This is a genomic window from Pseudoxanthomonas daejeonensis (genome assembly GCF_022637495.1).
GTDB lineage: Bacteria > Pseudomonadota > Gammaproteobacteria > Xanthomonadales > Xanthomonadaceae > Pseudoxanthomonas > Pseudoxanthomonas daejeonensis.
In genome coordinates this window covers 3043925-3069783 of record NZ_CP093331.1, presented here as the reverse complement: position 1 = coordinate 3069783, position 25859 = coordinate 3043925, and the positions used below count along the sequence as shown (strand labels likewise).

At 68.0% G+C, this 25859-nt stretch carries 26 protein-coding genes; 13 read left to right on the top strand and 13 right to left on the bottom strand.

Annotation, left to right across the window (positions count from 1 at the left end; translation table 11 throughout):
- Positions 1 to 108 precede the first annotated feature (108 nt).
- The 4 genes from MNQ95_RS13785 (at position 109) to MNQ95_RS13770 (ending at position 6488) form a co-directional block, all read left to right on the top strand.
- Positions 109 to 897, top strand: coding sequence for an enoyl-CoA hydratase-related protein (locus tag MNQ95_RS13785; protein ID WP_241953203.1), 789 nt, complete (start codon positions 109 to 111; stop codon positions 895 to 897).
- A gap of 91 nt (positions 898 to 988) precedes the next feature.
- Positions 989 to 3013 carry an acetyl/propionyl/methylcrotonyl-CoA carboxylase subunit alpha gene (locus MNQ95_RS13780; RefSeq protein ID WP_241953202.1) on the top strand — a complete coding sequence of 675 codons (2025 nt, stop codon included), beginning with the start codon at positions 989 to 991 and terminating at the stop codon, positions 3011 to 3013.
- Positions 3010 to 3903: a hydroxymethylglutaryl-CoA lyase gene (locus MNQ95_RS13775; RefSeq protein ID WP_241953201.1), complete on the top strand. Its 894-nt coding sequence runs from the start codon at positions 3010 to 3012 to the stop codon at positions 3901 to 3903. Before MNQ95_RS13780 ends, MNQ95_RS13775 begins: the two co-directional genes overlap by 4 nt.
- Positions 3900 to 6488 carry a sensor domain-containing protein gene (locus MNQ95_RS13770; protein ID WP_241953200.1) on the top strand — a complete coding sequence of 863 codons (2589 nt, stop codon included), beginning with the start codon at positions 3900 to 3902 and terminating at the stop codon, positions 6486 to 6488. The genes MNQ95_RS13775 and MNQ95_RS13770 overlap by 4 nt, the downstream gene beginning before the upstream one ends.
- A 107-nt stretch (positions 6489 to 6595) precedes the next feature.
- Here MNQ95_RS13770 and MNQ95_RS13765 read toward each other — a convergent pair whose 3' ends face one another.
- Both MNQ95_RS13765 and MNQ95_RS13760 read right to left on the bottom strand, forming a co-directional pair.
- Entirely contained in the window at positions 6596 to 7300 is a 705-nt protein-coding gene (locus MNQ95_RS13765; RefSeq protein WP_241953199.1) for an MOSC domain-containing protein, read from the bottom strand.
- Between the two features lie 19 nt (positions 7301 to 7319).
- Positions 7320 to 8519 carry an aminotransferase-like domain-containing protein gene (locus tag MNQ95_RS13760; RefSeq protein ID WP_425501309.1) on the bottom strand — a complete coding sequence of 400 codons (1200 nt, stop codon included), beginning with the start codon at positions 8517 to 8519 and terminating at the stop codon, positions 7320 to 7322.
- Positions 8520 to 8674: 155 nt separating this feature from the next.
- Here MNQ95_RS13760 and MNQ95_RS13755 point away from each other — a divergent pair, with 155 nt between their 5' ends.
- Entirely contained in the window at positions 8675 to 8866 is a 192-nt protein-coding gene (locus tag MNQ95_RS13755; protein WP_162408880.1) for a hypothetical protein, read from the top strand.
- 12 nt (positions 8867 to 8878) lie between these two features.
- Here the strand turns inward: MNQ95_RS13755 and MNQ95_RS13750 are convergent, their stop codons facing one another.
- The 6 genes from MNQ95_RS13750 to hrcA all read right to left on the bottom strand — a co-directional run bounded on the left by MNQ95_RS13750 (position 8879) and on the right by hrcA (position 16049).
- Positions 8879 to 10027, bottom strand: a complete 1149-nt coding sequence (locus MNQ95_RS13750; protein ID WP_238390273.1) for a prephenate dehydrogenase — start codon at positions 10025 to 10027, stop codon at positions 8879 to 8881.
- Positions 10024 to 10932, bottom strand: a complete 909-nt coding sequence (gene pdxY, locus MNQ95_RS13745; protein ID WP_162408878.1) for a pyridoxal kinase — start codon at positions 10930 to 10932, stop codon at positions 10024 to 10026. The genes MNQ95_RS13750 and pdxY overlap by 4 nt, the downstream gene beginning before the upstream one ends.
- Positions 10933 to 11114: 182 nt before the next feature.
- On the bottom strand, positions 11115 to 12242 hold the full coding sequence (gene dnaJ, locus MNQ95_RS13740) for a molecular chaperone DnaJ (protein WP_162408876.1): 1128 nt from the start codon (positions 12240 to 12242) through the stop codon (positions 11115 to 11117).
- Between the two features lie 88 nt (positions 12243 to 12330).
- The gene (dnaK, locus tag MNQ95_RS13735; protein WP_241953198.1) at positions 12331 to 14253 is read right to left on the bottom strand and encodes a molecular chaperone DnaK; all 1923 of its coding nucleotides are present in this window, start codon (positions 14251 to 14253) and stop codon (positions 12331 to 12333) included.
- 110 nt (positions 14254 to 14363) lie between these two features.
- Entirely contained in the window at positions 14364 to 14879 is a 516-nt protein-coding gene (grpE, locus tag MNQ95_RS13730) for a nucleotide exchange factor GrpE (RefSeq protein WP_162408872.1), read from the bottom strand.
- A 102-nt stretch (positions 14880 to 14981) separates the two neighbouring features.
- Entirely contained in the window at positions 14982 to 16049 is a 1068-nt protein-coding gene (gene hrcA, locus MNQ95_RS13725; protein ID WP_162408870.1) for a heat-inducible transcriptional repressor HrcA, read from the bottom strand.
- 150 nt (positions 16050 to 16199) lie between these two features.
- Between hrcA and recN the strand changes: the two genes are divergently transcribed.
- A complete protein-coding gene (gene recN, locus MNQ95_RS13720) occupies positions 16200 to 17939 on the top strand; it encodes a DNA repair protein RecN (RefSeq protein WP_241953197.1) in 1740 nt (579 codons plus the stop codon).
- Positions 17940 to 17970: 31 nt separating this feature from the next.
- Here the strand turns inward: recN and fur are convergent, their stop codons facing one another.
- The gene (gene fur / locus MNQ95_RS13715; protein ID WP_162408866.1) at positions 17971 to 18378 is read right to left on the bottom strand and encodes a ferric iron uptake transcriptional regulator; all 408 of its coding nucleotides are present in this window, start codon (positions 18376 to 18378) and stop codon (positions 17971 to 17973) included.
- Between the two features lie 116 nt (positions 18379 to 18494).
- On the opposite strand from fur, the gene MNQ95_RS13710 reads away from it, so the two are divergent.
- Entirely contained in the window at positions 18495 to 18899 is a 405-nt protein-coding gene (locus tag MNQ95_RS13710) for an outer membrane protein assembly factor BamE (RefSeq protein WP_162408864.1), read from the top strand.
- 6 nt (positions 18900 to 18905) lie between these two features.
- On the opposite strand, the gene MNQ95_RS13705 is transcribed toward MNQ95_RS13710, so the two are convergent.
- A complete protein-coding gene (locus tag MNQ95_RS13705) occupies positions 18906 to 19181 on the bottom strand; it encodes an RnfH family protein (RefSeq protein WP_162408862.1) in 276 nt (91 codons plus the stop codon).
- Positions 19178 to 19606: a type II toxin-antitoxin system RatA family toxin gene (locus tag MNQ95_RS13700; protein WP_162408860.1), complete on the bottom strand. Its 429-nt coding sequence runs from the start codon at positions 19604 to 19606 to the stop codon at positions 19178 to 19180. The genes MNQ95_RS13705 and MNQ95_RS13700 overlap by 4 nt, the downstream gene beginning before the upstream one ends.
- 44 nt (positions 19607 to 19650) lie before the next feature.
- Between MNQ95_RS13700 and smpB the strand changes: the two genes are divergently transcribed.
- Both smpB and MNQ95_RS13690 read left to right on the top strand, forming a co-directional pair.
- Complete coding sequence (gene smpB / locus MNQ95_RS13695; RefSeq protein WP_162408858.1) at positions 19651 to 20166, top strand: SsrA-binding protein SmpB; 516 nt, start codon at positions 19651 to 19653, stop codon at positions 20164 to 20166.
- Positions 20167 to 20386: 220 nt separating this feature from the next.
- Positions 20387 to 20599 carry a hypothetical protein gene (locus MNQ95_RS13690; protein WP_162408856.1) on the top strand — a complete coding sequence of 71 codons (213 nt, stop codon included), beginning with the start codon at positions 20387 to 20389 and terminating at the stop codon, positions 20597 to 20599.
- Between the two features lie 103 nt (positions 20600 to 20702).
- Here the strand turns inward: MNQ95_RS13690 and MNQ95_RS13685 are convergent, their stop codons facing one another.
- Entirely contained in the window at positions 20703 to 21116 is a 414-nt protein-coding gene (locus MNQ95_RS13685) for a low affinity iron permease family protein (protein ID WP_162408854.1), read from the bottom strand.
- 348 nt (positions 21117 to 21464) lie between these two features.
- Here MNQ95_RS13685 and MNQ95_RS13680 point away from each other — a divergent pair, with 348 nt between their 5' ends.
- The 3 genes from MNQ95_RS13680 (at position 21465) to MNQ95_RS13675 (ending at position 23270) form a co-directional block, all read left to right on the top strand.
- Entirely contained in the window at positions 21465 to 22613 is a 1149-nt protein-coding gene (locus tag MNQ95_RS13680; protein WP_241953196.1) for a tyrosine-type recombinase/integrase, read from the top strand.
- A gap of 103 nt (positions 22614 to 22716) precedes the next feature.
- Positions 22717 to 22920 (top strand): helix-turn-helix domain-containing protein, encoded by a 204-nt coding sequence (locus tag MNQ95_RS15895; RefSeq protein WP_425605673.1) that lies wholly within the window; start codon positions 22717 to 22719, stop codon positions 22918 to 22920.
- Positions 22917 to 23270 (top strand): hypothetical protein, encoded by a 354-nt coding sequence (locus MNQ95_RS13675; RefSeq protein WP_241953195.1) that lies wholly within the window; start codon positions 22917 to 22919, stop codon positions 23268 to 23270. The genes MNQ95_RS15895 and MNQ95_RS13675 overlap by 4 nt, the downstream gene beginning before the upstream one ends.
- 386 nt (positions 23271 to 23656) lie before the next feature.
- On the opposite strand, the gene MNQ95_RS13670 is transcribed toward MNQ95_RS13675, so the two are convergent.
- Positions 23657 to 24166, bottom strand: coding sequence for a hypothetical protein (locus tag MNQ95_RS13670; RefSeq protein WP_241953194.1), 510 nt, complete (start codon positions 24164 to 24166; stop codon positions 23657 to 23659).
- A gap of 574 nt (positions 24167 to 24740) precedes the next feature.
- Between MNQ95_RS13670 and MNQ95_RS13665 the strand changes: the two genes are divergently transcribed.
- Positions 24741 to 25694, top strand: a complete 954-nt coding sequence (locus MNQ95_RS13665) for a hypothetical protein (RefSeq protein ID WP_241953193.1) — start codon at positions 24741 to 24743, stop codon at positions 25692 to 25694.
- Positions 25695 to 25859: the final 165 nt, after the last annotated feature.

The window sequence follows — 25859 nt, the reverse complement described above, 5'->3', positions numbered from 1 at the left end:
AGAACTGTTCTCAATTCTATCACCGCCGCTGCGGGCACGCCGCGCTGCGTCATGGCCGTGCCGGCTGGCGCGGCTATCATCCAGGCCTGCAATCCCCGGAAGCGAAAGATGGCGGAACCGCTGCTGATCGAACGCGCAGGCCCCGTGCTGCGCCTGCGCCTGAACCGGCCGCAACTGCACAACGCCTTCGACCCGGCCCTGATCGCCGCGCTGACCTCGGCGCTGCAGGCCACCGCCAACGATGACGCGGTCCGGGTCGTGGTGCTGGAGGGCGAAGGCGCCTCGTTCTCCGCCGGCGCCGACCTGCAGTGGATGCGCGGGATGGCCGCCGCCAGCGAGGACGAGAACCGCGACGATGCCCTCGCCCTCGCCCGCCTGATGCGCACCCTGGACGAGTTGCCGCTGCCGACCATCGCCCGGGTCCAGGGACCGGCCTTCGGCGGCGGCGTGGGACTGGTCGCCTGCTGCGACATCGCCATCGGCACGCCGCAGGCGCGTTTCGGCCTCACCGAAAGCCGGCTGGGGCTGCTGCCGGCGGTGATCTCGCCGTACGTGATCGCGGCGATCGGCCCGCGCCAGGCGCGGCGCTGGTTCGCCACCGCCGAGACCTTCGACGCCGATATCGCCCTGCAGGTCGGCCTGCTGCACCGGGTCGTGCCGGCCGATGCGCTGGACGACGCGGTCGCCCAACAGGTCGCCCTGCTCTGCCGCGCCGCGCCGCGGGCCGCGGCCGCGGCCAAGGTGCTGGTGCGCGAGGCCATGCTGCCCGCTGATCCGGTCGTCCGCGATCGCGCCAACGCTTCACTGATCGCGCGCCTGCGCGTGTCGCCTGAAGGCCAGGAAGGCATCGGCGCCTTCCTCGAGAAGCGCGCGCCGCGCTGGCTTCCAGAGGAATGACGGCCAGGCCCGGCCACGCAACCACTCCCATCGAATCCGCTTGCCGCCGGCCGGAACGGGCAGGCACCCCACCGAGCCGTCGCAGACCCGCATGTTCGAAAAAATACTGATCGCCAACCGAGGCGAAATCGCCTGCCGCATCATCCGCTCCTGTCGCCGGCTGGGCATCGCCAGCGTTGCGGTGTACTCGGAGGCCGATGCCGGCGCGCTGCACGTGCGCCTGGCCGATGAAGCGCACTGCATCGGCGGTCCGGCGCCGGCCGACAGCTACCTGCGCGGCGACGCGGTGATCGAGGCGGCGCGGCGCAGCGGCGCGCAGGCGATCCATCCGGGCTATGGCTTCCTGTCCGAGAACGCGGACTTCGCCGAAGCGGTCGCCGCCGCCGGCCTGGTGTTCATCGGGCCGCACGCCGCATCGATGCGGCGCATGGGCAGCAAGGCCGGTGCCAAGCAGCTGATGGCCCAGGCCGGCGTACCGGTGGTACCCGGCTACAACGGCGAGGACCAGTCGCTGGCCACGCTCTCCCGCGAAGCCGCGCGGACCGGTTTCCCGCTGATGGTCAAGGCGGCCCACGGCGGTGGTGGCAAGGGCATGCGCGTGGTCCACAGGCTGGAAGACTTCGCGCCGGCACTGGAGAGCTGCCAGCGCGAGGCGCGCAACGCCTTCGGCCGCGACCGCGTCCTGCTGGAACGCTATGTGTCGTCACCACGGCACATCGAGATCCAGGTGTTCGGCGACACGCACGGCCAGGTGATCCACCTCAACGAACGCGAATGTTCGGCGCAGCGCCGCTACCAGAAGGTGCTCGAGGAATCGCCCTCGCCGTTCCTGACCGATGAACTGCGCCAGGCGATGGGGGAAGCCGCGGTCGCCGCCGCGCGCACCATCGATTACGTCAACGCCGGCACGGTCGAGTTCATCGTCGATCCGGACGGCGCGTTCTATTTCATGGAGATCAATACCCGGCTGCAGGTCGAGCATCCGGTCACCGAGATGGTCACCGGGCTGGACCTGGTCGAATGGCAGCTGCGCGTGGCCTCCGGCGAACCACTGCCTTTGCAGCAGCCGCAGGTGCCCCGGAACGGCCATGCCATCGAGGTGCGGCTGTACGCGGAGGATCCCGAGTCGGGCTTCCTCCCCGCCTCCGGCACCCTGCGCGCGTTGCAACTGCCGCCGCCTTCGCCGCAGGTCCGCATCGACGCGGGCGTGGAAGCGGGCGACACGGTCACCGTGTTCTACGACCCCATGATCGCCAAGCTGATCGTCCATGCGGCGGACCGACCCGGCGCGCTGGCGCTGCTGCGCGAATCGCTGGCCGCCTGCCACGTTGCCGGCCCCAAGACCAACCTTGCTTTCCTCGAGGTGCTGGCGCGTCATCCGGCCGTGGTCGAAGGCCGGATCGACACCGGCTACCTCGACCGGCACCTGGACGAGTTCCTCGACCGCACCGACCCCGCCCCCGCGGACCTGCTGGCGGCGGCATGCGCGGCGTCCCTGCTGCGCGCACAAGCGGATGCGAGCCGCGAAGCCGGCGGCAGCGGCGACCCCTATTCGCCCTGGCACCTCGGCGACGGCTGGCGCCTGCAGGGCCGCGCCGCCCGCCGCCTGCGGCTGCAGGTCGCCGGCCAGGTCCACGACGCCAGCGCCACCGGGCATGGCGGTGACTGGACGATCGTGGTGGACGGCGCGACCCACGCAATCTCCGGCGCACGCCTGGCCGATGGAAGCCTGGACCTGCGTATCGACGGACAGGGTCGGCGCCTGGCGGCGCGCTTCGACGGGGATACGCTGGAGCTGCACGACGGCCATCGGCGACTGCCGCTGCGGCTGCTGCCGGCGGAGCGTGGCGAGGGATCGGGCGACAGCGGCGGCGATGGTCGCGTGCTGGCGCCGATGCCTGGCCGCGTGGTGCTGGTCAAGGCCAGCGCGGGCCAGGCCGTACTCGCGGGGAGCGAACTGCTGGTGATGGAAGCCATGAAGATGGAGTTGACCGTCAGGGCGCCACGCGATGGCGTGGTCACCGAGCTGCGCGCGGCCACCGGCGACTTCGTCGAGGCCGATGCGGTCCTCGCGGTCGTGGCTGCCACCGTGGCCGCCGCCGCGGAGCAGGCATGAGCGAATTCGTCCGCATCATCGAGGTAGGCCCGCGCGACGGGCTGCAGAACGAATCGGCGATGGTCGACACCGCCGACAAGATCGAACTGGTCGACCGGCTCTCGGCCACCGGCCTGCGCAGCATCGAGGCAACCAGTTTCGTCAGCCCCAAGTGGGTGCCGCAGCTGGCCGATGCGGCCGAGGTGATGGCCGGCATCCGGCGTCGCGACGGCGTGTCCTATCCGGTACTGGTACCCAACGAACAGGGCTACGACCGCGCCCGCTCTGCCGGTGCCGACGAGGTGGCGGTATTCACCGCCGCCTCGGAGGCCTTCAACCTCCGGAACACCAATGCCTCGATCGACCAGTCGATCGAACGTTTCGCGCCCGTGCTGGCGCGCGCGCGCGCAGATGGGGTGCGCGTGCGCGGCTACGTCTCCACCGTGCTCGGCTGCCCGTACCAGGGAGACGTGCCGCTGGCCGACGTGGTCCGGGTCGCGCACCGCCTGCACGACCTGGGCTGCTACGAGATCTCGCTGGGCGACACGATCGGCGTGGGTACCCCGCTCAAGGCGCGCCGGATGCTGCTGGCAGTGGCCGATGAGGTCCCGATGGCCGCGCTGGCGGTCCATTTCCACGACACCTACGGCCAGGCCCTGGCCAACGTCGCCACCTGCATCGAGGCCGGCGTTCGCGTGGCCGATGCGGCGGTGGCCGGCACCGGCGGCTGCCCTTACGCCCGCGGCGCCAGCGGCAACCTTGCCAGCGAGGACCTGGTGTATATGCTGCAGGGCATGGGCATCGATACCGGCATCGACCTGGACGCTCTGGCCGAGACCGGCCGCTGGCTGGCTGCGAAGCTGGGCCGGCCGACCGGCAGCAAGGTCGGACGGGCGCTGGCGGCCGCATGAGCGCCGCCGGCCAGGCCGTCTCCGAGTCCGCTTCGCTGGCGGATCCGGAAGCGGTTTTGGCCGCACTGGAACGTGCGCTACGAGAGCCGGCACTGCAGGAACCTGCCCTGCACGACCGCGCCCTGCCCCACGGCACCCGCCTGCTCCTGCAGCAGGCCCATGACGCGCTCAGCCACGCCCTCGCCGAAGGCGAGTCGGCGCGCGTGCGCTATCACGCCCTGTTCGACGCGGTCCCCGACCCGGTCAGCGTGCTCAGCGAGACCGGCATCGTCCTGGACCTCAACAAGGCCGGCATCCGCGCCTACCACCGGTCGCGCGAGGAGATCATCGGCCAGCCGATCGAGACGTTGAATCCGGACCTGCCGCCGGACCACCTCAAGCCGGTCTGGGAAACGATCAACCGCGGCGAGACCTACGTGATCGAGGTCACCAACATGCGCGGCGACGGCAGCCGCTTCCCGGTCGAGGTGCATTCGGCCGGGTTCGAGCATGCCGGGCGCCGCTGCATCGTCGCCGTCGCCCGCGACCTAAGCGGCCGCTGGCAGGCCGAATCGCGCTACCGCCTGCTGATGGAGTCCATCGACAAGGGCGTGCTGCTGCTGGACCGCCAGTTCCACCTGCTGTCGGCCAACCCGGCCGCGCACCGGATCCTCGGCCCCGGGCTGGAAACGGACCTGCGCGCACCTACGCAGGAATGGACCATCCTGGACGAGCATGGCCGGGTGCTGCCGGCAGACCAGTGGCCGGCGCAGCGCTCGCTGCGCAGCGGGCAGATCATCCCCAGCACGGTGATCGGCCTGCACAACCTGGCCAGCGACCGCATGGTCTGGATCTCGGCGACCACGGTCCCGGTGTTCTCGTCCGGCCGCGACGAGGCCGACCACGTGTTCGTGCTGTTCAGCGACATCACCGACCTCAAGCGCGACAGCACCCTGTTCGACCGCGCCCAGTCGCTGGCCCACATCGGCGGCTGGGAATGGGACCGTGGCCGCCAGCGCATGTACCTCACCGGCGAGGCCATGCGCATCGTCGACCTGGCCCCGGGCTCGCATGCGATGGACGACCTGCTGGCGCGGATGCGCAGCGGCGACCGCATCCGGCTGGAAGCCGCGCTCGAGCGCGTGTTCGCCCAGCGCACCGGCTTCGACCTGGAGCTGCAGGGCCAGCGTGGCGACGGCCACGCGTTCTGGATCCGCATGATCGGCGAGGTCGAGCCGGGCAACCACGTGTCGCCGCGCATCGCCGGCACGCTGCAGGACATCACCGAACGCAAGCAGGCCGAGGAAACGCTGCGCATCCAGGCGCGCACCGATCCGCTTACCGGCATCCTCAACCGCGACGCGATCCTGGGCGAACTCGACGAACGGCTGCGCGAACCGGCGCACTGCGCGGTGGCGGTGCTGTATATCGACCTGGACCGCTTCAAGACCGTCAATGACGTGCTCGGCCACGCCGCCGGCGACGACCTGCTGGTCCGCACCGGCCAGCGCATCGCGCACGCGATCGGCACCGAGGGACTGCTCGCACGCTTCGGCGGCGACGAATTCCTGGTGCTGTGCGACGGCAGCGAGCCGGAGCAGGCCCCGCAGCTGGCCGACAAGATCCTGCAGGCCCTCACCCGGCCCTTCATGTTCGGCGAAGACGAGTTCATGGTCGGCGCAAGCATCGGCATCGCCTATGCACCAGCCGACGGTACGCGGCCGCAGCAGCTGATCCAGAGTGCCGACATCGCCATGTACGACTGCAAGCGCCGCAGCCGCAACGGCTGGCAGGTGTTCACCCCGGACCTGGCGCAGAAGCAGCAGGACCGCCTGCAGATCGAGACCCAGCTGCGGCGCGCGCTCGACAACGCCGAGTTCCGCCTGGTCTACCAGCCGCAGGTGGACCTGCGCCAGGGCAGGATCGTCGCCGCCGAAGCGCTGATCCGCTGGCAGAGCCACCAGCTGGGCGAACTGCGCCCGGACCTGTTCATCAGCCACGCCGAGACCACCGGCGACATCGTCCGCATCGGCGACTGGGTGCTGCGCGCGGCCTGCCGCCAGGTGCGCGAATGGCAGGAACAGGGCCTGGGCATCATCCGCGTGGCGGTCAACGTGTCCTATCGGCAGTTCGTCGCCGAAGACCTGGCGGTGAAGGTCGCCGAGACGCTGCGCGAGTTCGACCTGCCCGGCTCGGCGCTGGAACTGGAGTTCACCGAGCGCGTGCTGATCGAGGACGCACCCGCCACCCTGCGCACCTTCGCCGAGCTGCGGCGGATGGGCGTGATGCTCACCATCGACGATTTCGGCGAAGGCTACAGCGCGCTGAACTACCTGCGCCGGCTACCGATCCACGGACTGAAGCTCAGCCAGCTGTTCGTGGAGGGCGTGCCGGAGAACCGCTCCGACGTCGCCGTGTGCGAGGCGGTCAGCGCGATCGCCCGCAGCCTGGGCCTGGGCCTGGTCGCCGAAGGCGTGGAGCAGGAATCGCAACGCCGCTTCCTGCTCGAACTGGGCGTGCCGGTTGGCCAGGGCTTCCTGTTCGCACCCGGGCTGCCACCGGACGAGCTGGCGAGGCGCCTGGCGAACTACAGCCGCCCGGCCTGATCACGCCCGCCCGGACCGCGTGGACCGGATGTGCGCAACACGCCATCGTCGGCGTGGGATCCCAACGCGAATCAGACCGCATCACCATCGCCGGCCTGAGTCGAAGCCTAGGGCGAGGCTCCGGGACCGTGCAGACGCGACTCCCAGCTCTCGGTGTCGCCCTGCTCCAGCCGGCGCTCGAACAGCCGTCTCCATGACGGCACCAGCGGCAGCGCCAATGCGCCACGCAACTCGTCGCGATCCAGCGTGCGCCGGTACAGCAGTTCGGACAGGCGCGGCAGCGCCCAGTCCACGTGCGGCCGTTCGACCAGGGCCAGCACGTCACTGGCCTGCACGATCCCCGGCTCGAGTACCCGGTAGTACCAGCCACAGCGACCGGTGTCCTGCACGCGCCGCGCCATGTCGGCGATGCCGAAACGGTCGGACAGCTTCCAGCACGGCTGCCGTGCCTGCGAGACCTCCACCAGGGCCGTGCCCAGCCGCAGGCGATCGCCCAGGCACACGTCCGCTTCGGTGATGCCGGTGGTGCTGATGTTCTCGCCGAAGGCGCCAGGCGCCATCAGCAGCGGGTGTGCGCCCACCTCGCCCTGCCAGGTCGCGTAGTGGTCGCGCGGGTAATGATGGATGGCCTTGTCGGGCCCGCCATGCACGCGGCGGTCGCCCTGCTCGTCCCCGGCCAGGCCTTCGAGGCCGACTCCGACCGGGCCCGCCAGTGGATGCTTGTCGATCGCACTGCGGCTGCCGGGCCGGGTGTAATCCACGGCCCGGCCCACCAGCACGGCATCGATCCGGCAGGGGGCGCGCGATGCCATCAACGCGCGTCCCGCTACCTCAGGCGGCCGCCGGCAGCGCGGCGATCTCGGCCTTCAGCAGTTCGCCGAGGATCTTCACGCCGGCGTCGATCTTCTCGCCGGGTACGGTCACGAACGACAGGCGCAGGCTGTTCTTCTTCGGATTGACGGCATAGAACGGCGCGCCCGGCACGAAGGCCACGTTGCGCTCGATCGCCTTGGCCAGCAAAGCGCCACTGTCCACGCCCTCGGGCAGGTCGACCCAGATGAACATGCCGCCATCGGGCCGGTTCCAGCTCACCTGCTCCGGGAACTCGCGCTCCAGCGCGGCCAGCATGCGTTCGCACTGCTGCCCGTAGAGCGTGCGGATCGACGGAATGTGCGCGTCGAGGAAGCCGTCCTGCACCGCTTCGTACACGATGCGCTGCGAGAACGACGGGGTGTGCAGGTCGGCGGCCTGCTTGGCCTGGACCATCTTGCCGAACACCGGCTCCGGCGCCACGACATAGCCCAGGCGCAGGCCCGGCGCCAGCACCTTGGAGAACGATCCCATGTAGATCACGCCGTCCGGGTTCATCGACAGCAGGCTCGGCAGCGCCTCGCCACCGTAGGACAGCTCGCCGTACGGATCGTCCTCGACCAGCGGCACGCCGGCCGCGTTCGCCAGCGCGACCAGCGCCTTGCGCCGCTCCAGCGGCATGCGCCGGCCGGTCGGGTTCTGGAAATTGGGCAGGCAGTACAGGAAGCGCGCGCCGGCCAGCTGTTCGACCGACAGGCCGTCGGTGACGATGCCCTGCTCGTCGCTCGGCAGCGAAGCGAAGTCCGGCGAGAACAGCGAGAACGCCTGCAACGCGCCGAGGTAGCTCGGTGTCTCGACCAGCACCTTGCTGCCCTCGTCGATCAGCACCTTGCCCAGCAGGTCCAGGCCCTGCTGCGAACCGGTGGTGATCAGCACGCGGGAAGCCGGAACCACCGCGCCGCCATGGCTCAGGCGCGCGGCGATCCACTCGCGCAGCGGCGTGAAGCCCTCGGTCGGGCCGTACTGCAGGGCGGCCTGGGGCGCCTCGCGCAGGACCTTTTCGGTGGCCTCGCGCATGCGCTCGACCGGGAAGGTCGCCGGGGACGGCAGGCCGCCGGCAAAGGAGATGACCTCGGGGCGCTCGGTGACCTTGAGGATCTCGCGGATGGCCGAGCTGGTAAGCGCCTGGGCGCGACGGGACAGGGTATAGGTGGTAGTCATGGAGGGCATTGTACCGGGTCGGCCCGGGCTGGGCCCAAGCACGCTGCTTCCGGCGTGCCTACACAACATTCACGGTGCGGCAACGGCTGCTTAAGGCGCGGCGCGAATAATCGGTGCCGGACCGGTCGCGTCCGTCGACAGCCCAGGAGGCCAGCATGTCCTTCCGCCAGTTCCCCGCCACCGCCAGCGACGGCAATCCCTACATCATCATCGAATTCCACGACGAGCACGGAGGGCCCGATGGCCAGCCGTCGCTGCGCTACGAACTGGCGGACGGCCAACGACTGCAACGCCGGGACGATCGCTTCGCCAATGCCGATGGCACCCTGATACTGACCGCGGACTGATCCTGCGACGCGTCAGGGGCGCTCCAGCACGCGTCCCAGGCCTGACTGGTCGATCTCCGCGGCGGCTGCGCGCAGCGAGGCGACATCGGCGCCGGAATCGAATCCGATCCGGAAATGGACTTCGCCTGCCGGCGTCCGCGAGGAGTGGATCGAGGACAGGCTGATGCCATGCGCCTCGAACACGTGCAGCAGCGCCCGCAGCGAACCCGGGCGATCCTCGGGCAGGTGCACGCTCAGCCGCCGCGTCTCGGTCAGGTCGGCCAGCAGGTAGCCGACGCGCTCGAAGGTGTAACTGCCGTCGGCAGCGGCGCCATCGCCCCAGGCCTCCAGGTTGCGGCTCAGGAAGTGTTCGCGGAACTCGGCGCGCGCCGGCTCATCGCCGCGACCGACCAGGGTGCGCAGGCGGGCGATCTCGGTAGCCAACCGCTCCAGCATTTCGCCGGTGTGCGGATTGCCGAACTGGATGTCCTCGTAGATTTCCGGGTTCAGCGACAGGATCCGCGCGGTCACCGCCGCATCCATCTCGAAGCCGATGGAGCGGTATGGCATCAGCTGCGCCGGTCCGCCGAGTTCGGCAGCGAAACTTCGCAGCACGCCGGCCTGCCCCAGGTGCGCGGCATGGACCATGGCCTGCACCAGCGCCATGACCCGGTCATGGTGGGCAGGGGTGCTGCGCACGTACTCGCCCTGCAACGCTTCAAGCAAGTGCTGCAGCCACGGCCGCCAGGCATCCAGCCGCGCTTCGCAGACCACCACCACGCGGCCCTTCAAGGTAGGCGTCTTCAAGGGTGCGGTCATCGGGTGCAGGCCCACCACCTCGGCCTGGGACTCGAGCATCGCCGCCACCGGCGCCTGCTTGAGCGAGGTGATGTCCAGCCACAGGCGACCCCGCTCGCGACCCGCCGAACGCGCGACGTAATCGGCGATCAGCCCGGGCGTGTGCCGGATCGGCGCGGCGAAGACCAGCACCTCCGCCTCTTCGACCAGCAGCGACGGTGGATCGCTGCCCGCATCGGCTGGATCGTGGCCCAGCACCCGCAGGCCCATGCGCTCCTCGAAGAACCGGCGCAGCCAGCGCCCATAAGCGCCGGCGCTGCCGACCAGGCCGATTACCGGCGCCCCGCCTGCTTGCGCTCCGGGGGTAAAGATCGTCGAAGTCAAAGCGGCACCGCCGGGAAACGCGCTGGCCCTTCCGCCAGCGCCGCCGCCGGAGCGGCGAGCACGTCGAGCTCCTCCCAGCCATGGAGGAGGGTCGATTCCAGCGTGGCATGCACGCCGGCCAGCGCACGCTCGGCAGCTCGTTGCGGTGGCTCGCCGCGAAGCAGGAACGTCGCCAGCAGGGCCGACAGCACGTCGCCGGTGCCCGCCACGTCCACGTCCAGGCGCGGCGAGGTCATGCGCCAGGCGCGCTCACGCCCCACCAGCAGCGTGACCAGCGCTCCATCCCCGCCTTCCACGCTGTGCGCGAGTACCCACTGCGGGCCACGCGATAGCAAGGTGCGGGCCGCTTGCACCGCGTCGGCTTCGTGCAAGGCCGGTTGGCCGGCAAGCCGCTCCAGTTCGAAGGCGTTGGGCGTGACCATCCACGCCAGCGGCAGCAGCCGCGTGGCGAATACGGACTCCAGTCCCGGCTCGACGTAGGCGCCGGTATGTGTGTCGCCGATGACCGGATCGAGCAGGTAACGCGGCGCCACGCCTCCGTGGTGCAGGCGCTCGAGCCAGCCGGCAAAGGCTTCGCCGTTGGCGACGCTGCCGAAATAGCCCGAAACGACCATCCGCGCGCGGGTGCTGACGCCGCGATCGTCCAGGCCCTGCAGGACGTCGGCCAGCCATTCGGCGGGCAGCACCCGCCCGCGCAAGGTCGCGTAGAAGGGGGTATTGCTGAGCAGCGTGGTCGGCACTTCCACCACGCGCACGCCGAGCATGCGCAACACCGGCACCGCCGCGCTGTTGCCCGCGTGGCCATAGGCCAGTTGCGACTGCACCGACACCAGGTCGACCGGCAACGATCCGGAAGGCCGGTTGCGACGTTCGTGGACCAGGTGGCTTTCGAGCGCCTCGCTCATTCGATCGACCGTGATTCCGGGCCACGCATGCTAGCGCGTCGCCTCGCGGGCGGCGCGCAGCGTTTCAGCTGCAACGGTTGAGGCTGATCACACCGGGTTACTTGCACTTCGATGCAGGCGCCCGATGCCGGAGTCGGTGTTCCATGGCGCACCTGCGCGGCCAGACGCAGGTGCGCGACTGCTTACGGTGAAGTGATCCGGCCGAAGAACGACTTGACCCCGTCGAGGAACGTGGCCGAGCGCGGCGAATGCCTGCGTCCTTCCTCGCCGATGAACGTCGCCTCGAACCGCTCCAGCAGCTCGCGCTGCTCGGCGGTGAGGTTGATCGGCGTCTCGACCACGACGCGGCAGTAAAGATCGCCGGGGCTGCGGCTGCGCACCGACTTGACGCCCTTGCCGCGCAGGCGGAATACCTTGCCGGCCTGGGTCTCGGCCGGGATGCGGATTTCCGCTTCGCCTTCCAGCGTGGGTACGTTGACCGTGTCGCCAAGCGCGGCCTGCGAGATCCGGATCGGCACGTCGCAATGCAGGTCGTCGCCGTCGCGGCGGAAGATGTCGTGCTCGCGCACGCGCACTTCCACGTACAGGTCGCCCGGCGGCGTGCCCGGCGGACCGGCCTCGCCCTCGCCGGACAGGCGGATGCGGTCGCCGTTGTCCACGCCCGCGGGGATCTTCACCGACAGGACCTTCTCGTCCTCGATCCTGCCCGCGCCATGGCAGTCCTTGCACGGGTTGCGCACGACCTGGCCACGGCCACCGCACTCCGGGCAGGCCTGCTGCATGGTGAAGATGCCGCGCTGGAACCGCACCTGGCCGCGGCCGTGGCAGGTATTGCAGCCCTCGACCTTGCCGTCTTCCGAGCCAGTGCCGGTGCAGGTCGTGCACCCGGCCAACGTCGGGATCTCGATGCGCTTCTCGGCCCCGGCCACCGCCTCTTCCAGGTCCAGCTCCATCACGTAGCCGATGTCGGCGCCGCGACGCGCAGCGCGGCCACCGCCGGCGCCGCCGAAGATGGTCCCGAAGATGTCGCCGAAGATGTCGCCCATGTCCGGGCCTGGGCCGGCGCCACCGCCGCCCATGCCGTGCTCGAACGCGGCATGCCCATGCGCGTCGTAGGCGCGGCGCTTGCCACCGTCGGACAGCACTTCGTAGGCCTCCTTGCACTCCTTGAACGCCGCTTCTGAGGCGGAGTCACCCGGATTGCGGTCCGGGTGGTGCTTCATCGCGCAACGGCGATAGGCCTTCTTCAGTTCTTCGTCGCTGGCGTTGCGGGCCACGCCCAGCACTTCGTAGTAGTCGCGCTTGCTCATCGGGATTCCGTGTCTGACTTACGAGACAGCCCGCGCCATGCGAAGGCGCGGGCTGCATGACCACCGGCGGCGCTACGCCGCACGCGGCTTACTTCTTCTCGTCGTCCTTGACCTCGGTGAACTCGGCATCGACGACATCATCCTGCGCGCCACCGGAAGCGGCGCCACCGGCATCGCCTTCGGCCCCGCCCTGCGCTGCAGCCGCCGCGTACAGCGACTGCCCGGCCTCTTCCAGGGCCTTGGACTTGGCCTCGATCTGGCCCTTGTCGTCGCCCTTGAGTGCGGTCTCCAGCTCGGCGATGGCGCCCTCCACGCGGCCGATCACGTCGCCCGGCACCTTGGCGCCGTGCTCGGTGATGGCACTGCGGGTGGCATGGATCAGGCCGTCGGCCTGGTTGCGTGCCTGCACCAGCTCGTGGAACTTCTTGTCTTCCTCGCGGTTGGCTTCGGCATCGGCCACCATCCGCGCGATCTCGTCCTCGGACAAACCCGAGCCGGCCTTGATCTCGACCTTCTGTTCCTTGTTGGTCTTCTTGTCCTTGGCCGACACATGCAGGATGCCGTTGGCGTCGATGTCGAACGACACCTCCACCTGCGGCATGCCGCGCGGCGCCGAATCGATCCCGGTCAGGTCGAACTTGGCCAGCGACTTGTTGAAGCGGGCCTGCTCGCGCTCGCCCTGCAGCACGTGCACCGTCACCGCGGACTGGTTGTCCTCGGCGGTGGAGAAGGTCTGCGAGGCCTTGGTCGGGATCGTGGTGTTCTTCTCGATGATCTTGGTGAACACGCCACCCAGGGTCTCGATGCCCAGGCTCAGCGGGGTCACGTCCAGCAGCAGCACGTCCTTGACGTCGCCACCCAGCACGCCGCCCTGGATCGCGGCGCCCAGCGCCACGGCCTCATCGGGATTGACGTCCTTGCGCGGTTCCTTGCCGAAGAACTCGGTCACCGCCGCCTGCACCTTCGGCATGCGGGTCTGGCCACCGACCAGGATCACTTCGCCGATGTCGCTGGCGCGCAGGCCGGCGTCCTTCAGCGCGGTGCGGCACGGTTCGATGGTCTTCTTCACCAGGTCATCGACCAGCGCCTCGAGCTTGGCCCGGGTCAGCTTGATGGTCAGGTGCTTGGGACCGGAGGCGTCGGCGGTCACGTACGGCAGGTTGACCTCGGTCTGCTGCGCGCTTGACAGCTCGATCTTGGCGCGCTCGGCCGCATCCTTCAGCCGCTGCAGGGCCAGCGGGTCCTTGCGCAGGTCGATGCCCTGGTCCTTCTGGAATTCCTCGACCAGGTAGTCGATGACGCGCGCGTCGAAGTCCTCACCACCGAGGAAAGTGTCGCCGTTGGTGGCCAGCACCTCGAACTGCTTCTCGCCGTCGATGTTGGCGATCTCGATGATCGACACGTCGAAGGTGCCGCCGCCCAGGTCGTAGACGACGATCTTGCGATCGCGGTTGTCGTCCTTGTCCAGGCCGTAGGCCAGGGCCGCGGCGGTCGGCTCGTTGATGATGCGCTTGACGTCAAGGCCGGCGACGCGGCCGGCGTCCTTGGTCGCCTGGCGCTGGCTGTCGTTGAAGTACGCCGGCACGGTGATGACCGCCTCGGTGACGGGCTCGCCCAGGAAGGCCTCGGCGGTCTTCTTCATCTTCTCCAGCACCTTGGCGGAGATTTCCTGCGGGGCCATCTTGCGGCCGTCGCTGGTCTGCACCCAGGCGTCGCCGTTGTCGTGGGCGAGGATGCCGTAGGGCACCAGGTCCAGGTCCTTCTTCACTTCGGCGTCGGTGAACTTGCGGCCGATCAGGCGCTTCACCGCGTAGAAGGTGTTCTTCGGATTGGTGACCGCCTGGCGCTTGGCAGGCGCGCCGACCAGGACTTCGCCGTCCTTGGTGTAGGCCACGATCGAAGGCGTGGTGCGGTCGCCTTCCACGTTCTCGATCACGCGGGCCTTGCCGCCGTCCATGATCGCGACGCACGAGTTGGTCGTGCCCAGGTCGATGCCGATGATCTTGCTCATTGTGTGGTGCTCCCTCGGAATGGAATGGCCGGTGAAACCGTGGCCTTGCTCGCTAGATAGGGCCGCGCCGGCGCCGTTCAAGAGGGCGTCGCGGCATGGATGAGACCAGTTCAGTCGTGCCGGGCCACCACGACCAGCGCCGGACGCAGCAGGCGGTCGTTGAGCATGTAGCCCTTCTGGAAGACCTGCAGCACGCTGCCCGGCGCGGCGGCGCCCGGATCGGCCTGGCTGATGGCCTGGTGGTGCTCGGGATTGAACGGCTGGCCGGCCGGATCGACCACCGACAGGCCGTTGTCGGCGGCGACCTTGAGCAGCTGGCGGTAGGTCAGCTCCATTCCGTCCTTGAGCGGGCCGCTCTGGTCGACCGCGGCCGCCAGGCCGGCATCGAGGCTGTCGAACACCGGCAGCAGTTCGCCGAGCAGGCGCTCGTTGGCGAAGCGGCGGGCCTGCTCGACATCGCGCGCTACCCGCTTGCGCTGGTTTTCCAGGTCGGCGCGCTCGCGCAGCGAGTCGGCGCGCAGCTGTTCGATCTCGCCCTTCAGGGCTTCGATCTCGTCGCGCAGCTGCAGCTCGAGGGTGGCTTCGTCGTCCGCACCGGCGGCGGAGGGGATGTCGTTCTGGGTCATGCAATCGGCTCCGTGGCGGCGCTCCCGGCCGCCCATCCGGCCCGTATGGGGGCCGGGGTGGAGCGATTCAAGTCGCGGAGCCGATTCGACCGCCGACCGGATTCAAGTCGCCGGGCGTTCGCCAGACGACTGCAGCGCCGCGCCGAGCACGTCGGCAGCCGCCTGGACCACCGGAATCACCCGGTCATAGGCCATCCGGGTCGGGCCGATCACACCCAGCACGCCCAGCACCTGGCCGCCGGCGCCGTACGGCGCGGTCACCAGCGAGACCCCGTCCAGCGGGGCCAGTCCGGTTTCCTCGCCGATGAAGATGCGTACCCCCGGCGCGCGCTGGGTGCGCTCGAGCAACTGCAGGATCTCGCGCTTGCGGGCGAAGGCCTCGAACAGCTCGCGCAGGCGCTCCACGTCGGACAGGTCCTGCAGGCCCATCAGCCGGGTCTGCCCGGCCAGGACCATGTCGTCGCCGGGCGGCTCCAGTGCCTGTTCGGCCAGCTCGACCGACTGGGCGAGCAGCAGCTCCATCTCGTCGCGGGCCTGGCGCAGCTCGTGCAGCAGGGTCGCGCGGATCTGGGCCAGCGGCCGGCCGGCGCAATGGGTGTTGAGGTAGTTGGCGACCTTTTCCAACTCGGCCGGTTCGAAGGTGCGCTGCGGCTCGACCACCCGGTTCTGCACCTCGCCGTCGGCGAACACCACGATGGCCAGGATCCTGCGCCCGCCCAGCGCGACGAAATCGATCTGGCGGAAAGCGAACTGCCCGCGCCGCGGCGCGCCGACCACGCCGACGAAATGGGTCATCGCCGAAAGCAGCTCGGAGGCATTGCCCAGCAGCGCCTGGGTGCCCCCCGCCCCCGCGGTGAGCTCGGCCCGCAGCCGGGCCATCTCGCGTTCGCCCAGCGACTTGACCTGCAGCAGGCTGTCCACGAACACCCGGTAGCCCTGCACGGTCGGCACCCGCCCGGCCGAGGTATGCGGCGAGCTCAGCAGGCCGCTGTCCTCCAGGTCGGCCAGGATGTTGCGGATCGTGGCCGGGCTGACATCCAGGCCGGCATGGCGGGCCAGGGTCTGCGATCCCACCGGCTCGCCGTCGCGGATGTAGCGCCCGATCAGGGTGCGCAGCAGCTGGCGCGCGCGCGGGTCGAGCGGAAGGGCCGGTGGCGGGTTGGGATTCATGGCGGATAGATAGCCCCAGCGGCGACCGGCCCGCAAGCGGAACATCACCCATGCGGCGGTCCGGTCACGGCGCGTCTCAGCCCACGCGACCGCCGGGCCGCAGGCTGCCCCGGCCTGCGGAAGGCCCGTGCCCGCCTCTACAATGCCGACATGCTCAGCCACCTCGCCCTCAAGGATTTCGCCGTCGTCCGCGCCACCGAACTGGAATTCGGCCCCGGGATGACCGTGATCTCCGGGGAAACCGGCGCGGGCAAATCGCTGCTGGTGGATGCGCTGGGCTTCCTCTCCGGGCTGCGGGCCGACAGCGGCGTGGTCCGCCACGGCAGCGAACGCGCCGAACTGTCGGCCGACTTCGACCTTACCGGCAATGCGCTCGCGCGCGACTGGTTGCGCGGCAACGAACTGGACGAGGACGGCCAGTGCCAGCTGCGGCGGATCATCCGCGCCGACGGCGGTTCGCGCGCCTGGATCAACGGCCGCCCCGTCACCCTGGCCCAGCTCACCGAGCTGGCCGGCCTGCTGGTCGAGATCCATGGCCAGCACGAGCACCAGTCCCTGCTTTCGCGGGCCAGCCAGCTGGCCCTGCTCGACGCCCATGCCCGCAACGAGGCCGAGCGCGCCGCGGTGCAGGCGACTGCGGCCGCCTGGCAGGCGCTGCTGGCCGAACGCGAACACCTGCAGGCCCAGGGCGACGTCTCCGACCGGATCGGCTGGCTGGAGCACCAGCTGGCCGAACTGGAGCGCGAGGACCTGGAGCCCGCCGCGCTGGAGGCACTCGACCTGGCGCACCGCCGGCACGCGCACGCTTCGGGCCTGATCGAGGCCTGCGACGACGCGCTGGTCCGCCTGGGCGGCGAGGACTCGCCATCGCTCGCCCGCCAGCTGCAGCAGACCCGCGCCGCCCTGGCCCGTGCCGCCGAGCACGAGCCGCGCCTGGCCGAAGCCGACACCCTGCTCGAAGGCGCCGGCGTGCAGGTCGAGGAAGCGCTCGCCCTGGTCGGACGCATCCGCGACGACCTGGAAGTGGACCCGGCGCGTTTCGAGCAGCTCGAGCGTCGCCTGGGCCGCATCCACGACCTGGCCCGCAAGCACCGCCTCGCCCCGGCCGAGCTGGCGGCTTACCGCGATGGCGTGGCCGCCGAACTTGCCGTACTGCGCGGCGCCGGCGAGCGCCTGGATCGGCTCGACAGCGAGATCGCCGCCGCGTCTGCCGCCTGGCGTAACTCAGCAGCTACCCTTACCGGTACCCGACGCAGCGCCGGCCAGGCCCTGGCGACGGCCACCACCGCGCTGATCGCCGAACTGGGCATGGGTGGCGGCCGCTTCCTGGTCGAACTGGAACCGGGAGACGGCGCGCGACCGGATCCGAACGGCGCCGAACGCGTGGAGTTCCTCGTTGCCGCCAACGCCGGCCAACCGCCGCGGCCGCTGCGCAAGGTCGCCTCGGGCGGCGAACTGTCCCGCATCTCGCTGGCGATCGAGGTCGCCGCGCTCGGTTCGGATGCCGTGCCGACGATGGTCTTCGATGAAGTCGATTCGGGCATCGGCGGCGCCGTAGCCGAGATTGTCGGCCGCAAGCTGCGCGCGCTCGGTCGCGCGCGCCAGGTGCTGTGCGTGACCCACCTGCCCCAGGTCGCCGCGCAGGGCCACGCGCATTACCGGGTCAGCAAGGCCCCGGTGGAAGGCATCACCCGCAGCGCCGTGGAACTGCTCGACGACGGCGGCCGCGAGGCCGAACTGGCACGGATGCTCGGTGGCGTCGAAATCGGCCCGGAGGCCCATGCAGCCGCACGCCGGCTGCTGGACGAAGCCATCGCGGCCGAAGCGGACGCCGTCGAAGCCGAGGAGTCGGTCCGTCCGGCGCGCCGGTCAGGCACCCGCTCGCGCTGAACTCACCCCGCGGTGACGCCGCCGCCTGGATTCAGCGGCGCTTCTTGCGCACGTAGAGCACCAGCGAGTGTTCTTCCAGTTCATAGCCGTGCTTGGCAGCGATCTCGCGCTGCAGCTTCTCGATCTCGGCGCTTTCGAACTCGATGATCTTGCCGGTGTCCAGGTCGAGCATGTGGTCGTGGTGGCCACCGCGATCCAGTTCGTACATCGCCTGGCCGCCCTCGAAGTTGTGCTTGATCACCAGGCCAGCGGCCTCGAACTGGGTCAGCACCCGGTACACGGTCGCCAGGCCGATCTCGTCGCCATGCTCGAGCAGGCGGCGATAGAGGTCCTCGGCGGTGAGGTGGTGCTGGGGCTGCTTCTCCTCCAGCAGTTCGAGGATGCGCATGCGCGGGTGGGTCACCTTCAGACCGACGCGGCGCAGATCGTTCGATTCCATGACCTCTCTCCGTTCTTCCGGCCATTCACTGCCGGTTTACCGCCAGCCGCCGTACGACGGCCTCCAGGCGCGCCGGGAGTGTATCATCGGCCCACTTTCCGTCCCGCGTGCCCGCAATGCCAAGCTTCCGTCGCCTGTTGCTGATCGCTCCCCTTTCGCTCGCCGTCGCCGGCTGCGGCGTGCTCTACAAGCAGCCGATCTACCAGGGCAACCTGATGGAGAAGGAAGCGGTCGACCAGCTCAAGCCCGGACTGAGCAAGCAGCAGGTCGCGGCCCTGCTTGGCACGCCCTCGGTGGCCGATCCGTTCCATGCGCAGCGCTGGGACTACGCCGCAACCGAACGCACCAACCGTCGCGGCACGGTCGAATCGAAGACGCTGACGCTCTATTTCGAAAACGACACGCTAGTCCGCTGGGATGGCGATTACTTCCCCGAGCAGGACCTGGAGCTGTCGCAGAAGGCCTATCGCCAGTTCGGCCCGAACCTGGCCAGGGACAAGGACAAGAAGGGCCGGCGCTGAGCCGGATCAGCCTTCGCGCTGGCGCTGTGCGCGCCGGCGCCGCGCCTCCTTCGGATCGGCCTGCAAGGGCCTGAGCAGCTCCAGGCGGTCACCGTCGCGCAGCAGCGTGGCCGGTTCCACCGCCACCCCGAACACCGCATGGCCCGCCACGCCGGGTTCATGGTCCAGGCCTGCCTGCCTGATCGCATCAGCGACCGTGGCGCCCGGCTCGAGCCGCAGGTCGAGTTGCACGAACCGGTGCGGCCAGGCCAGCACCACCTGCACGCGCAGCATCGCTGTCACCCGCCGTTGTCGGCCACGCGCACGAAATCGTCGACCATGCGGTCGGCCAGGCCCTGGAAGCCGAGCGTGAACACCGGCCCGAGCAGCCGCGAATGCGGCTCGAATTCCAGTGTCAGCGTCACTTTGCAGGACGATTCGTCCAGCACGTGGAAGTTCCACACGCCGTGCAACTTGCGGAACGGCCCATCGCGAAGCTGCATGTCGATCCGGTGCGGCCGTTCGAGCCGGTTCTCGGTGGTGAACCACGTGCTCAGCGAACCCAGGCCCAGGTCCAGGCGCGCCAGCATCCGCCCCTCATCCTGTTCCAGCACCTGCGCCTGCTCGCACCAGGCGAACCGGCGCGGATAGGCCGCCACGTCGTTGACCAGGTCGAACATGCGGGCGGCGGAATGGCCGACCAGGGCGCTGCGTTGGATGCTGGGCATGCTTGGTGCGTCTGCGGACGCCGGAATTCGGCGACAATGGTGGAATGAGCAAGAATCCGGCCCATGATAAGGCAAAGGCCAAAGCCAAGGCCGCGCCCGCCCAGCGCACCATCGCGCTGAACAAGCGCGCGCGCCACGAATACCACCTCATCGACAGGTTCGAGGCCGGACTGGCGCTGCAGGGCTGGGAGGTGAAATCCATCCGCGCCGGCCGCGCCAACCTCACCGACGGCTACGCCTACGTGCAGGACGGCGAGATCTACCTGATCGGCGCCCAGATCACCCCGCTTATCCAGGCCTCCACCCACGTCATCGCCAACGATCGTCGGACCCGCAAGTTGCTGCTGCACCGCCACGAGATCGACAAGCTGATCGGTGGCGTCCAGCGCGACGGCTACACCATGGTGCCGACCGCGATGTACTGGAGCGGGAACAAGGTCAAGCTGGAGATCGCCCTGGCCAAGGGCAAGCAGGAGCACGACAAGCGCGATACCGCCAAGGAGCGCGACTGGCAGCGCGAGAAGCAGCGGACCATGCGCCGCCACAACAAGAACGCCTGACCGGTCGGTCCGACGTCCCTAGCCCCCCTCCAGCGGGCGGGTAGGAAAAGTCCTACACGAAATCGGGAAGTATCCCGACTGCGCATGGGCATCCTGGGAAGGCATCCTGTCGTTGCCCCGGCAGAACGGCTTGCACCGCCAGCAACGGAACCGCTCTGCAATGGACAAGGTCGCCGGCAGGATGCCGGGCCGGGGACCCTCTTCCCGTGGAGCAGCCCCAATGGATGACAGCACCCTCCAGCTGGTCGGATCCCACGGCGGCTGGCGCTTGATCGACAACGGCGAACCCTCGTTCTGGTTCCTGGAACGTGACCAGGCCATGCAGATCGCCCGGGTCATCGCCGATTCGCGCGCCGGCCTGCGCTTCATTCCCACCCGCATCGAAGCCGAGAACGACGACGGCGAGCTGGAGCTCGTCGCCTCCTTCCCCTGACTCGAAGCCGAAGCGGATGCAGACAGGGCCGGGCGTTCCCGGCCCTTTTTTTGCTCCCTGGGCACCGCCCGGCCCGGGATGCAGCAACTTGGCCAAGGTGCCGTCAGGCGTCATCCCGGCAAGGCGAGCCACCCTGCCCCTTCTCCGGCGCGCGCCGCGCCTTCTCGGCAAGCGCCTCGTACTGGCTGCGGAACGCCTCCAGCTTGTGCTCGTCCATCTCCTCCATGTCGAGCAGGATGTTGTCCGCTTCGCGGGTCGCCCTGATCAGTTCGTCCAGCTTCAGGTGCAGCGCCGCCGTATCGGCGTTCTGCGTGTGCTGGATGAGGAACACCATCAGGAAGGTGACGATGGTCGTGCTGGTATTGATCACCAGCTGCCAGGTGTCGTTGAACCCGAACAAGGGCCCACTCATGGCCCACGCCAGAACCACGCCTAGCGCGAGGCAGAACACCCAGGGCGTCCCGGCCGCATGCGAAGCCTTCTTGGCTACGGTGTTGAATGCGCTTTCCGCACCCATGGCAGACACTCCGGGGAAGCAGCCCGAAGCGTAGGCGCGGCCTCATCGCGAAGTCGTGCAGGAAGGGTGAAAGGGCGATGATGAAGTGCAGGCGGGTGCGCGCTGCGCCCAAAACAAAAACCCGATCCACCACAACCTGGGGGATCGGGTTCTTCAGCAACATCCGCATGAAGCCGCGGACCAAATTGGTGGAGGTGGGCGGAGTCGAACCGCCGTCCGAAGGCGATTATTCTGGATTCTGACGGACCCTGACATACATTTAAGCTACTGTTTTTGCTAGTTTTTACTCTGTCATTATCCGCAAGGGGCTGTTATCATTTTCCGTACCCAGTCCGTACGGAACTTGCGATGAGCCGCGAAGATATCGACAAAGTCGGTGTACGCAATCGCCTTCAGGTTCGACGCGAGCCCTATTGGGGCCCCCCGGTAGAGCGCGGGCTATACGTAGGATTCCGTCGCCTGAGCCTTGGCGGCAACTGGGTGGCCCGCTTTCGGACCGAGGACGGCAAGCAGGTCTATCAGTCCCTGGGCCCAGCGTCCGCGGAACATGACTACGAAAGTGCCAAGCGGGAGGCTAGGCGCTGGCGCAAAACGGTCGACGCAGGCGTCCAGGCGGACCGGCTGGTCACGGTAGCCGACGTATGTCGGGACTACACCGCCGCCATTGAAGCCGAGGGACGCACCCGCGCCGCCGTCGACGCCCGAAAGCGATTCGACCGCATTGTCTACGCCGACCCGATTGGAAAGGTCCGAGCGGACAAGCTCACACAGCGGCACCTGGAGGCATGGGCGCTGCGCATGGAGGCCGGAGAGATGACGGGCCGCAAGAAGGCCCTCCCCTCGCGCGCCACGCTAAATAGAAACCTCACGACCCTGAAGGCCGCACTTAATCGCGCCGTAAGCCGCCGGGAGATTCCCCAGGATCGCGCTATCGAGTGGGGCGCGATAAAGCCGCACAAGGGCGCCGGCGTGCGCCGGGAACGCTACCTCGACAAGGCGCAGCGCCGCGCGCTACTGGAAGCAATGCCTTGCGACCTGCGCGCGCTCGCGGAATGTGTCGCGCTTACCGGGTGCCGTCCGGGGGACCCGGCGGCAATGCTTCGCAAGGATTGGGACGCACGGCACGGGCTTGCCACGTTCACTACGAAGACCGGGGCGCGCACAGTTCCTGTGTCGCCACCTGCACGCAGCCTTTTCGACCGCTTAGCGAAGTCCAAACTACCAGGTGCACCGATGTTTACGAACGGTGATGCGGCCTGGACTCCGCAAGCGTGGGCCCCCCAGGTCAAGGCGGCAGCGGCCAGGGCTGAACTACCGTCCGACGTCGTGCTGTATACGCTTCGGCATGCATGGATCACCGATGCAATCATCGGCGGCCTGGACCCTGTCACGGTTGCGCGGTTGACCGGTACGTCTCTGGAAATGATCTCCAAGCACTACGGCCACCTGGCGCAGGATGCGGCTCGCGATAAACTGGCAAGCTTGGCCTTCCTGTAGCGTTTAAACGCTGCGGAAATTCCTGCAATGAACATCCGATGGCGTCGTCGTCAATCTGTCCGCGTCCGCTTAATTCCGAGCGGAAATAGAGGACTAAGACAGCATGCGCGAACGCAAAGAAACACACCCCGAAGCAATCGCATTCTCCGTTGAGGAAGCGGCCCGCCGATTGGCCGTCGGTCGATCGACCATGTATCAGCTGATTCGAAGTGGTGAAGTCGCAACCTCGCGATTCGGTAGGCGGACTGTAGTCCCCGCTAGCGAACTGAGTCGGGTGCTGTCGGCGCACCTGGTGGCCGCCGCATGATCGACGACATTCAAATCATCGAAGCGGCACAGCGTGCCCAACGGATCAAAGCCGTCATGCCAAGCATTGGCGTCTCGACGGACGCCCTATTCGTGGCGATCGCGCTAGCGAAGCGAAAGCCTGGCCGCCCTGCGCTTCGGCCGAAGATCGTCGTTCCTGTTGAGCCGCAGCCGTGGTTCGAAGAAGCCGTCGCCGCGCTGAGAGGCAAGTCGCTCACTATTGGCCAACTAATGCTGACCGCTGGGCGCTTCCCCTGCACCAGGCAGGAGGCAACCGCGGTAGGAAAATGGCTACGCCAGTCGGGTCGGCAGCCGCGAAAGACGAGCGGACGCCAGGTGTTCGACCTATAGCGGCCAACTGCCCCAGAATCGCCCCGGCTCACGTCGGGGCATTTTTTTGCGCGGGGCACAGGATGGCTAAAGGCACCGAAGTTAATTGCACCTGTCCTGAAACGAAGCCGCCGGAGCCGCAGAAAGGACCGGATAAGGTCAAAAGCTGTACCCGCCTAGCGCTGACCCGTACCCACCCGATACCCACCCCGTACCCGCCTTAACTGTTTGTGCATAAAGGCATTTCTCTCTAAGCGGGTATGGTGGGTATGGCTATACCACCAAATCTATAAGAAGCAGAGGCAGAGCATTGGTGGGGACAAGCAATTTCAAGTACCTGTCCTAGTCCATCGGCTATATGGAAAAGCCGTACCCACCGTACCCGCCGTACCCGCCTACCAATCGAACTAGGCCACGCGCGCACCGCTCCAATTCGCTTCATGTGCGCGAATCAAGTCGGCGGCGACGTCTACGATCTGATTGATCGACGTGGGCGCGTTCCTCGCGCCATCTTTGAACGAAGCGCCGGACTGGTAGACGTCGCGGGCGTCGACGACTAGATGGCGATCATGCATCGACCGGTCGGGCAACGCGCGCAGTTCTACAGCGGTGCCGTGCTGAGCCTGGAATAGGTTCAGCGATTGACGCAGCGCGGCAACCTGCCGCTCCGCCGTCAGTAGGCGAACCCCAACACCTTGGGGAATCTGCGGAAGGTAACGCGTGACGAAAGTGGCGTCGATGTAGGGATCGATGAACAGCACATCACGGGATGCACCAGCTAAGAGTTGCCGGACTTCCTCGAAATAGTCGTGAACCGCCCCTGCGCCAAGCTGGCGCGTGGTGAACGTGTTAGTCGCTAGTTGCAATTGGGTAAGCAAGCTTCGCGCCCTTGCAACGAACTCTGCCTGTGCGCTCATGGTCATACTAGCGGCTAACGGATTTTGGGCCGCCAAGTGAATGTCCGTGACGCGAGGCAGCATGGCCTGAAACGTTGCGCCTTGGATCGGACTATGGGCAGATACGATGCCGGCAACGTCAGCAAACCAAGCAGCGGCCGCATCAGACCAAGGATCAGCGGGTCGATTATTGAGAGCATCACGAAGTAGCGCAACGCACTGCTCGGCAGGAATACCCACACCTCTCTCCCATTAAAGGTACCGACTACAGACATTAGTCGATTTCCTTCGCGACACATATGGGTCCTTCCGGACGGGGGGTGGCCTGCGGGGTCGCCGACACCGCGCGATTCTCGATGTGCGAGGAGTTTCAGAACTGACTTGTTGTTTTCTATACCGCTCGGTATAGCAACAAGGCCCGGCACTTAAGCCCGGTAGAGAAATAAGCGACACCGGCAGCTATGTGTTCATACCTGGCGCCGAGGAAATTCCTGCTAAGGACTCTAGAACTCAATGGGCGGACATTCCTGCAATGGGAACGCGCTTCCCTGCCATTGACACTAGCGCCATACACCCAAGTAGGACTCCAAATCGCATGACCCCTGACTTAGGCATCGCGCAACAGCTGCATAGGACTGCGCAAGACGCCGACCTGGCGCAGCCTTATCGCGGTCTCACGCCGCCAGGCTTTCAGGAGCCGACCGCCTATGCGCGCACGCATACTGCGCGTTCCCTGCCAATCAACCTGAAGACGGCCAGCCTACCTACGGCGTTCGACAAGGAAGGCCGTCTGATTCGCGCACCCAAGGCTGGCAGTGCCTGCGCGACCGCAAAGATGGATGCCACAATCGTCGCGGCCTCACGGGTCGCTGGCGTTGGCGCTCATGTGATGGTGTTGCCTGATACTCGCAAGGCACATGCCGTCGGCTTGCGGGGCGGGATCGCGGTTGAGGACGTTCCGGTCGAATTCCGGACTATCGAAGCCGCGACCTTCAGCGTCGTCGACATCGACAGCGAGGACGATGCACCGACGGTCGCCCTGCCCGTCCTCGGCGCCTCGATGTCTTGGAAGCAAGCAATCACCCTCGGCGTTCGCTTTGAGATTCCCCGAAGCGTACGGCGCCGCGATACCCCTGAAGACTTGCACGCGGAAATTTCGATCGCTTTGTCGTTGGGCCTGGCCCGCGCGGCCGACGCCGTCCTACTGAGCGCCGTGACGGCGACTGGCCCCGGCGCCTTCAGCCTGGCGGCGGCCGCAGCGCGCGGGCTCCGCGTCGACGAACTTCGCGCGATCGTTGGTACTGGCAGTGCCGGCGCCGCGTTCGGAAACGACGGAATTCTGCGTGCAGCTGGCGTACGTGCTGAACTTTGCGCAGACACAGCATCGACCATCATCGGCGCCTGGAACCGGTGCGGCATCGCGGTCAACGAAGATGTGACGGTCCACTACGAAAGGCTTGGAAAGGCGGGCCATCTGGCGTGTACCGCTTGGGCCACGATGCTGCCGCTAGTGCCGGATGAATCTGCGTTCTGGACGGTCGCCGCGTAATGCGACTGCTCCGCCCCATTGTCGGCGGTCGTTTAAACGGGCCTTCTCAGGGTCGGGCCCCTAAGCGACCGCCGGCAGTACTTTCCCCCGCCCTGGAATCGGCCATAGAAGCGGCCGTAATTTCGAGCCGTTCCCGCGACGAGACGGGCGACCGAATAGTCGTCA

Bases quoted from the DNA above. Each gene is read 5' to 3' on its own strand.
- smpB (WP_162408858.1), top strand. From the start codon at position 19,651: ATGAGCAAGAATCCGGCCCATGATAAGGCAAAGGCCAAAGCCAAGGCC.
- MNQ95_RS13755 (WP_162408880.1), top strand. From the start codon at position 8,675: ATGTCCTTCCGCCAGTTCCCCGCCACCGCCAGCGACGGCAATCCCTAC.
- MNQ95_RS13680 (WP_241953196.1), top strand. From the start codon at position 21,465: ATGAGCCGCGAAGATATCGACAAAGTCGGTGTACGCAATCGCCTTCAG.
- grpE (WP_162408872.1), bottom strand. From the start codon at position 14,879: ATGACCCAGAACGACATCCCCTCCGCCGCCGGTGCGGACGACGAAGCC.
- MNQ95_RS13675 (WP_241953195.1), top strand. From the start codon at position 22,917: ATGATCGACGACATTCAAATCATCGAAGCGGCACAGCGTGCCCAACGG.
- MNQ95_RS13775 (WP_241953201.1), top strand. From the start codon at position 3,010: ATGAGCGAATTCGTCCGCATCATCGAGGTAGGCCCGCGCGACGGGCTG.
- pdxY (WP_162408878.1), bottom strand. From the start codon at position 10,932: ATGAGCGAGGCGCTCGAAAGCCACCTGGTCCACGAACGTCGCAACCGG.
- dnaK (WP_241953198.1), bottom strand. From the start codon at position 14,253: ATGAGCAAGATCATCGGCATCGACCTGGGCACGACCAACTCGTGCGTC.
- MNQ95_RS13700 (WP_162408860.1), bottom strand. From the start codon at position 19,606: ATGCCCAGCATCCAACGCAGCGCCCTGGTCGGCCATTCCGCCGCCCGC.
- fur (WP_162408866.1), bottom strand. From the start codon at position 18,378: ATGGAATCGAACGATCTGCGCCGCGTCGGTCTGAAGGTGACCCACCCG.
- recN (WP_241953197.1), top strand. From the start codon at position 16,200: ATGCTCAGCCACCTCGCCCTCAAGGATTTCGCCGTCGTCCGCGCCACC.
- MNQ95_RS15895 (WP_425605673.1), top strand. From the start codon at position 22,717: ATGCGCGAACGCAAAGAAACACACCCCGAAGCAATCGCATTCTCCGTT.
- MNQ95_RS13760 (WP_425501309.1), bottom strand. From the start codon at position 8,519: ATGACTACCACCTATACCCTGTCCCGTCGCGCCCAGGCGCTTACCAGC.
- MNQ95_RS13690 (WP_162408856.1), top strand. From the start codon at position 20,387: ATGGATGACAGCACCCTCCAGCTGGTCGGATCCCACGGCGGCTGGCGC.
- dnaJ (WP_162408876.1), bottom strand. From the start codon at position 12,242: ATGAGCAAGCGCGACTACTACGAAGTGCTGGGCGTGGCCCGCAACGCC.
- MNQ95_RS13710 (WP_162408864.1), top strand. From the start codon at position 18,495: ATGCCAAGCTTCCGTCGCCTGTTGCTGATCGCTCCCCTTTCGCTCGCC.
- MNQ95_RS13665 (WP_241953193.1), top strand. From the start codon at position 24,741: ATGACCCCTGACTTAGGCATCGCGCAACAGCTGCATAGGACTGCGCAA.
- MNQ95_RS13770 (WP_241953200.1), top strand. From the start codon at position 3,900: ATGAGCGCCGCCGGCCAGGCCGTCTCCGAGTCCGCTTCGCTGGCGGAT.
- MNQ95_RS13780 (WP_241953202.1), top strand. From the start codon at position 989: ATGTTCGAAAAAATACTGATCGCCAACCGAGGCGAAATCGCCTGCCGC.
- MNQ95_RS13685 (WP_162408854.1), bottom strand. From the start codon at position 21,116: ATGGGTGCGGAAAGCGCATTCAACACCGTAGCCAAGAAGGCTTCGCAT.
- MNQ95_RS13785 (WP_241953203.1), top strand. From the start codon at position 109: ATGGCGGAACCGCTGCTGATCGAACGCGCAGGCCCCGTGCTGCGCCTG.
- MNQ95_RS13670 (WP_241953194.1), bottom strand. From the start codon at position 24,166: ATGAGCGCACAGGCAGAGTTCGTTGCAAGGGCGCGAAGCTTGCTTACC.
- MNQ95_RS13765 (WP_241953199.1), bottom strand. From the start codon at position 7,300: ATGGCATCGCGCGCCCCCTGCCGGATCGATGCCGTGCTGGTGGGCCGG.
- hrcA (WP_162408870.1), bottom strand. From the start codon at position 16,049: ATGAATCCCAACCCGCCACCGGCCCTTCCGCTCGACCCGCGCGCGCGC.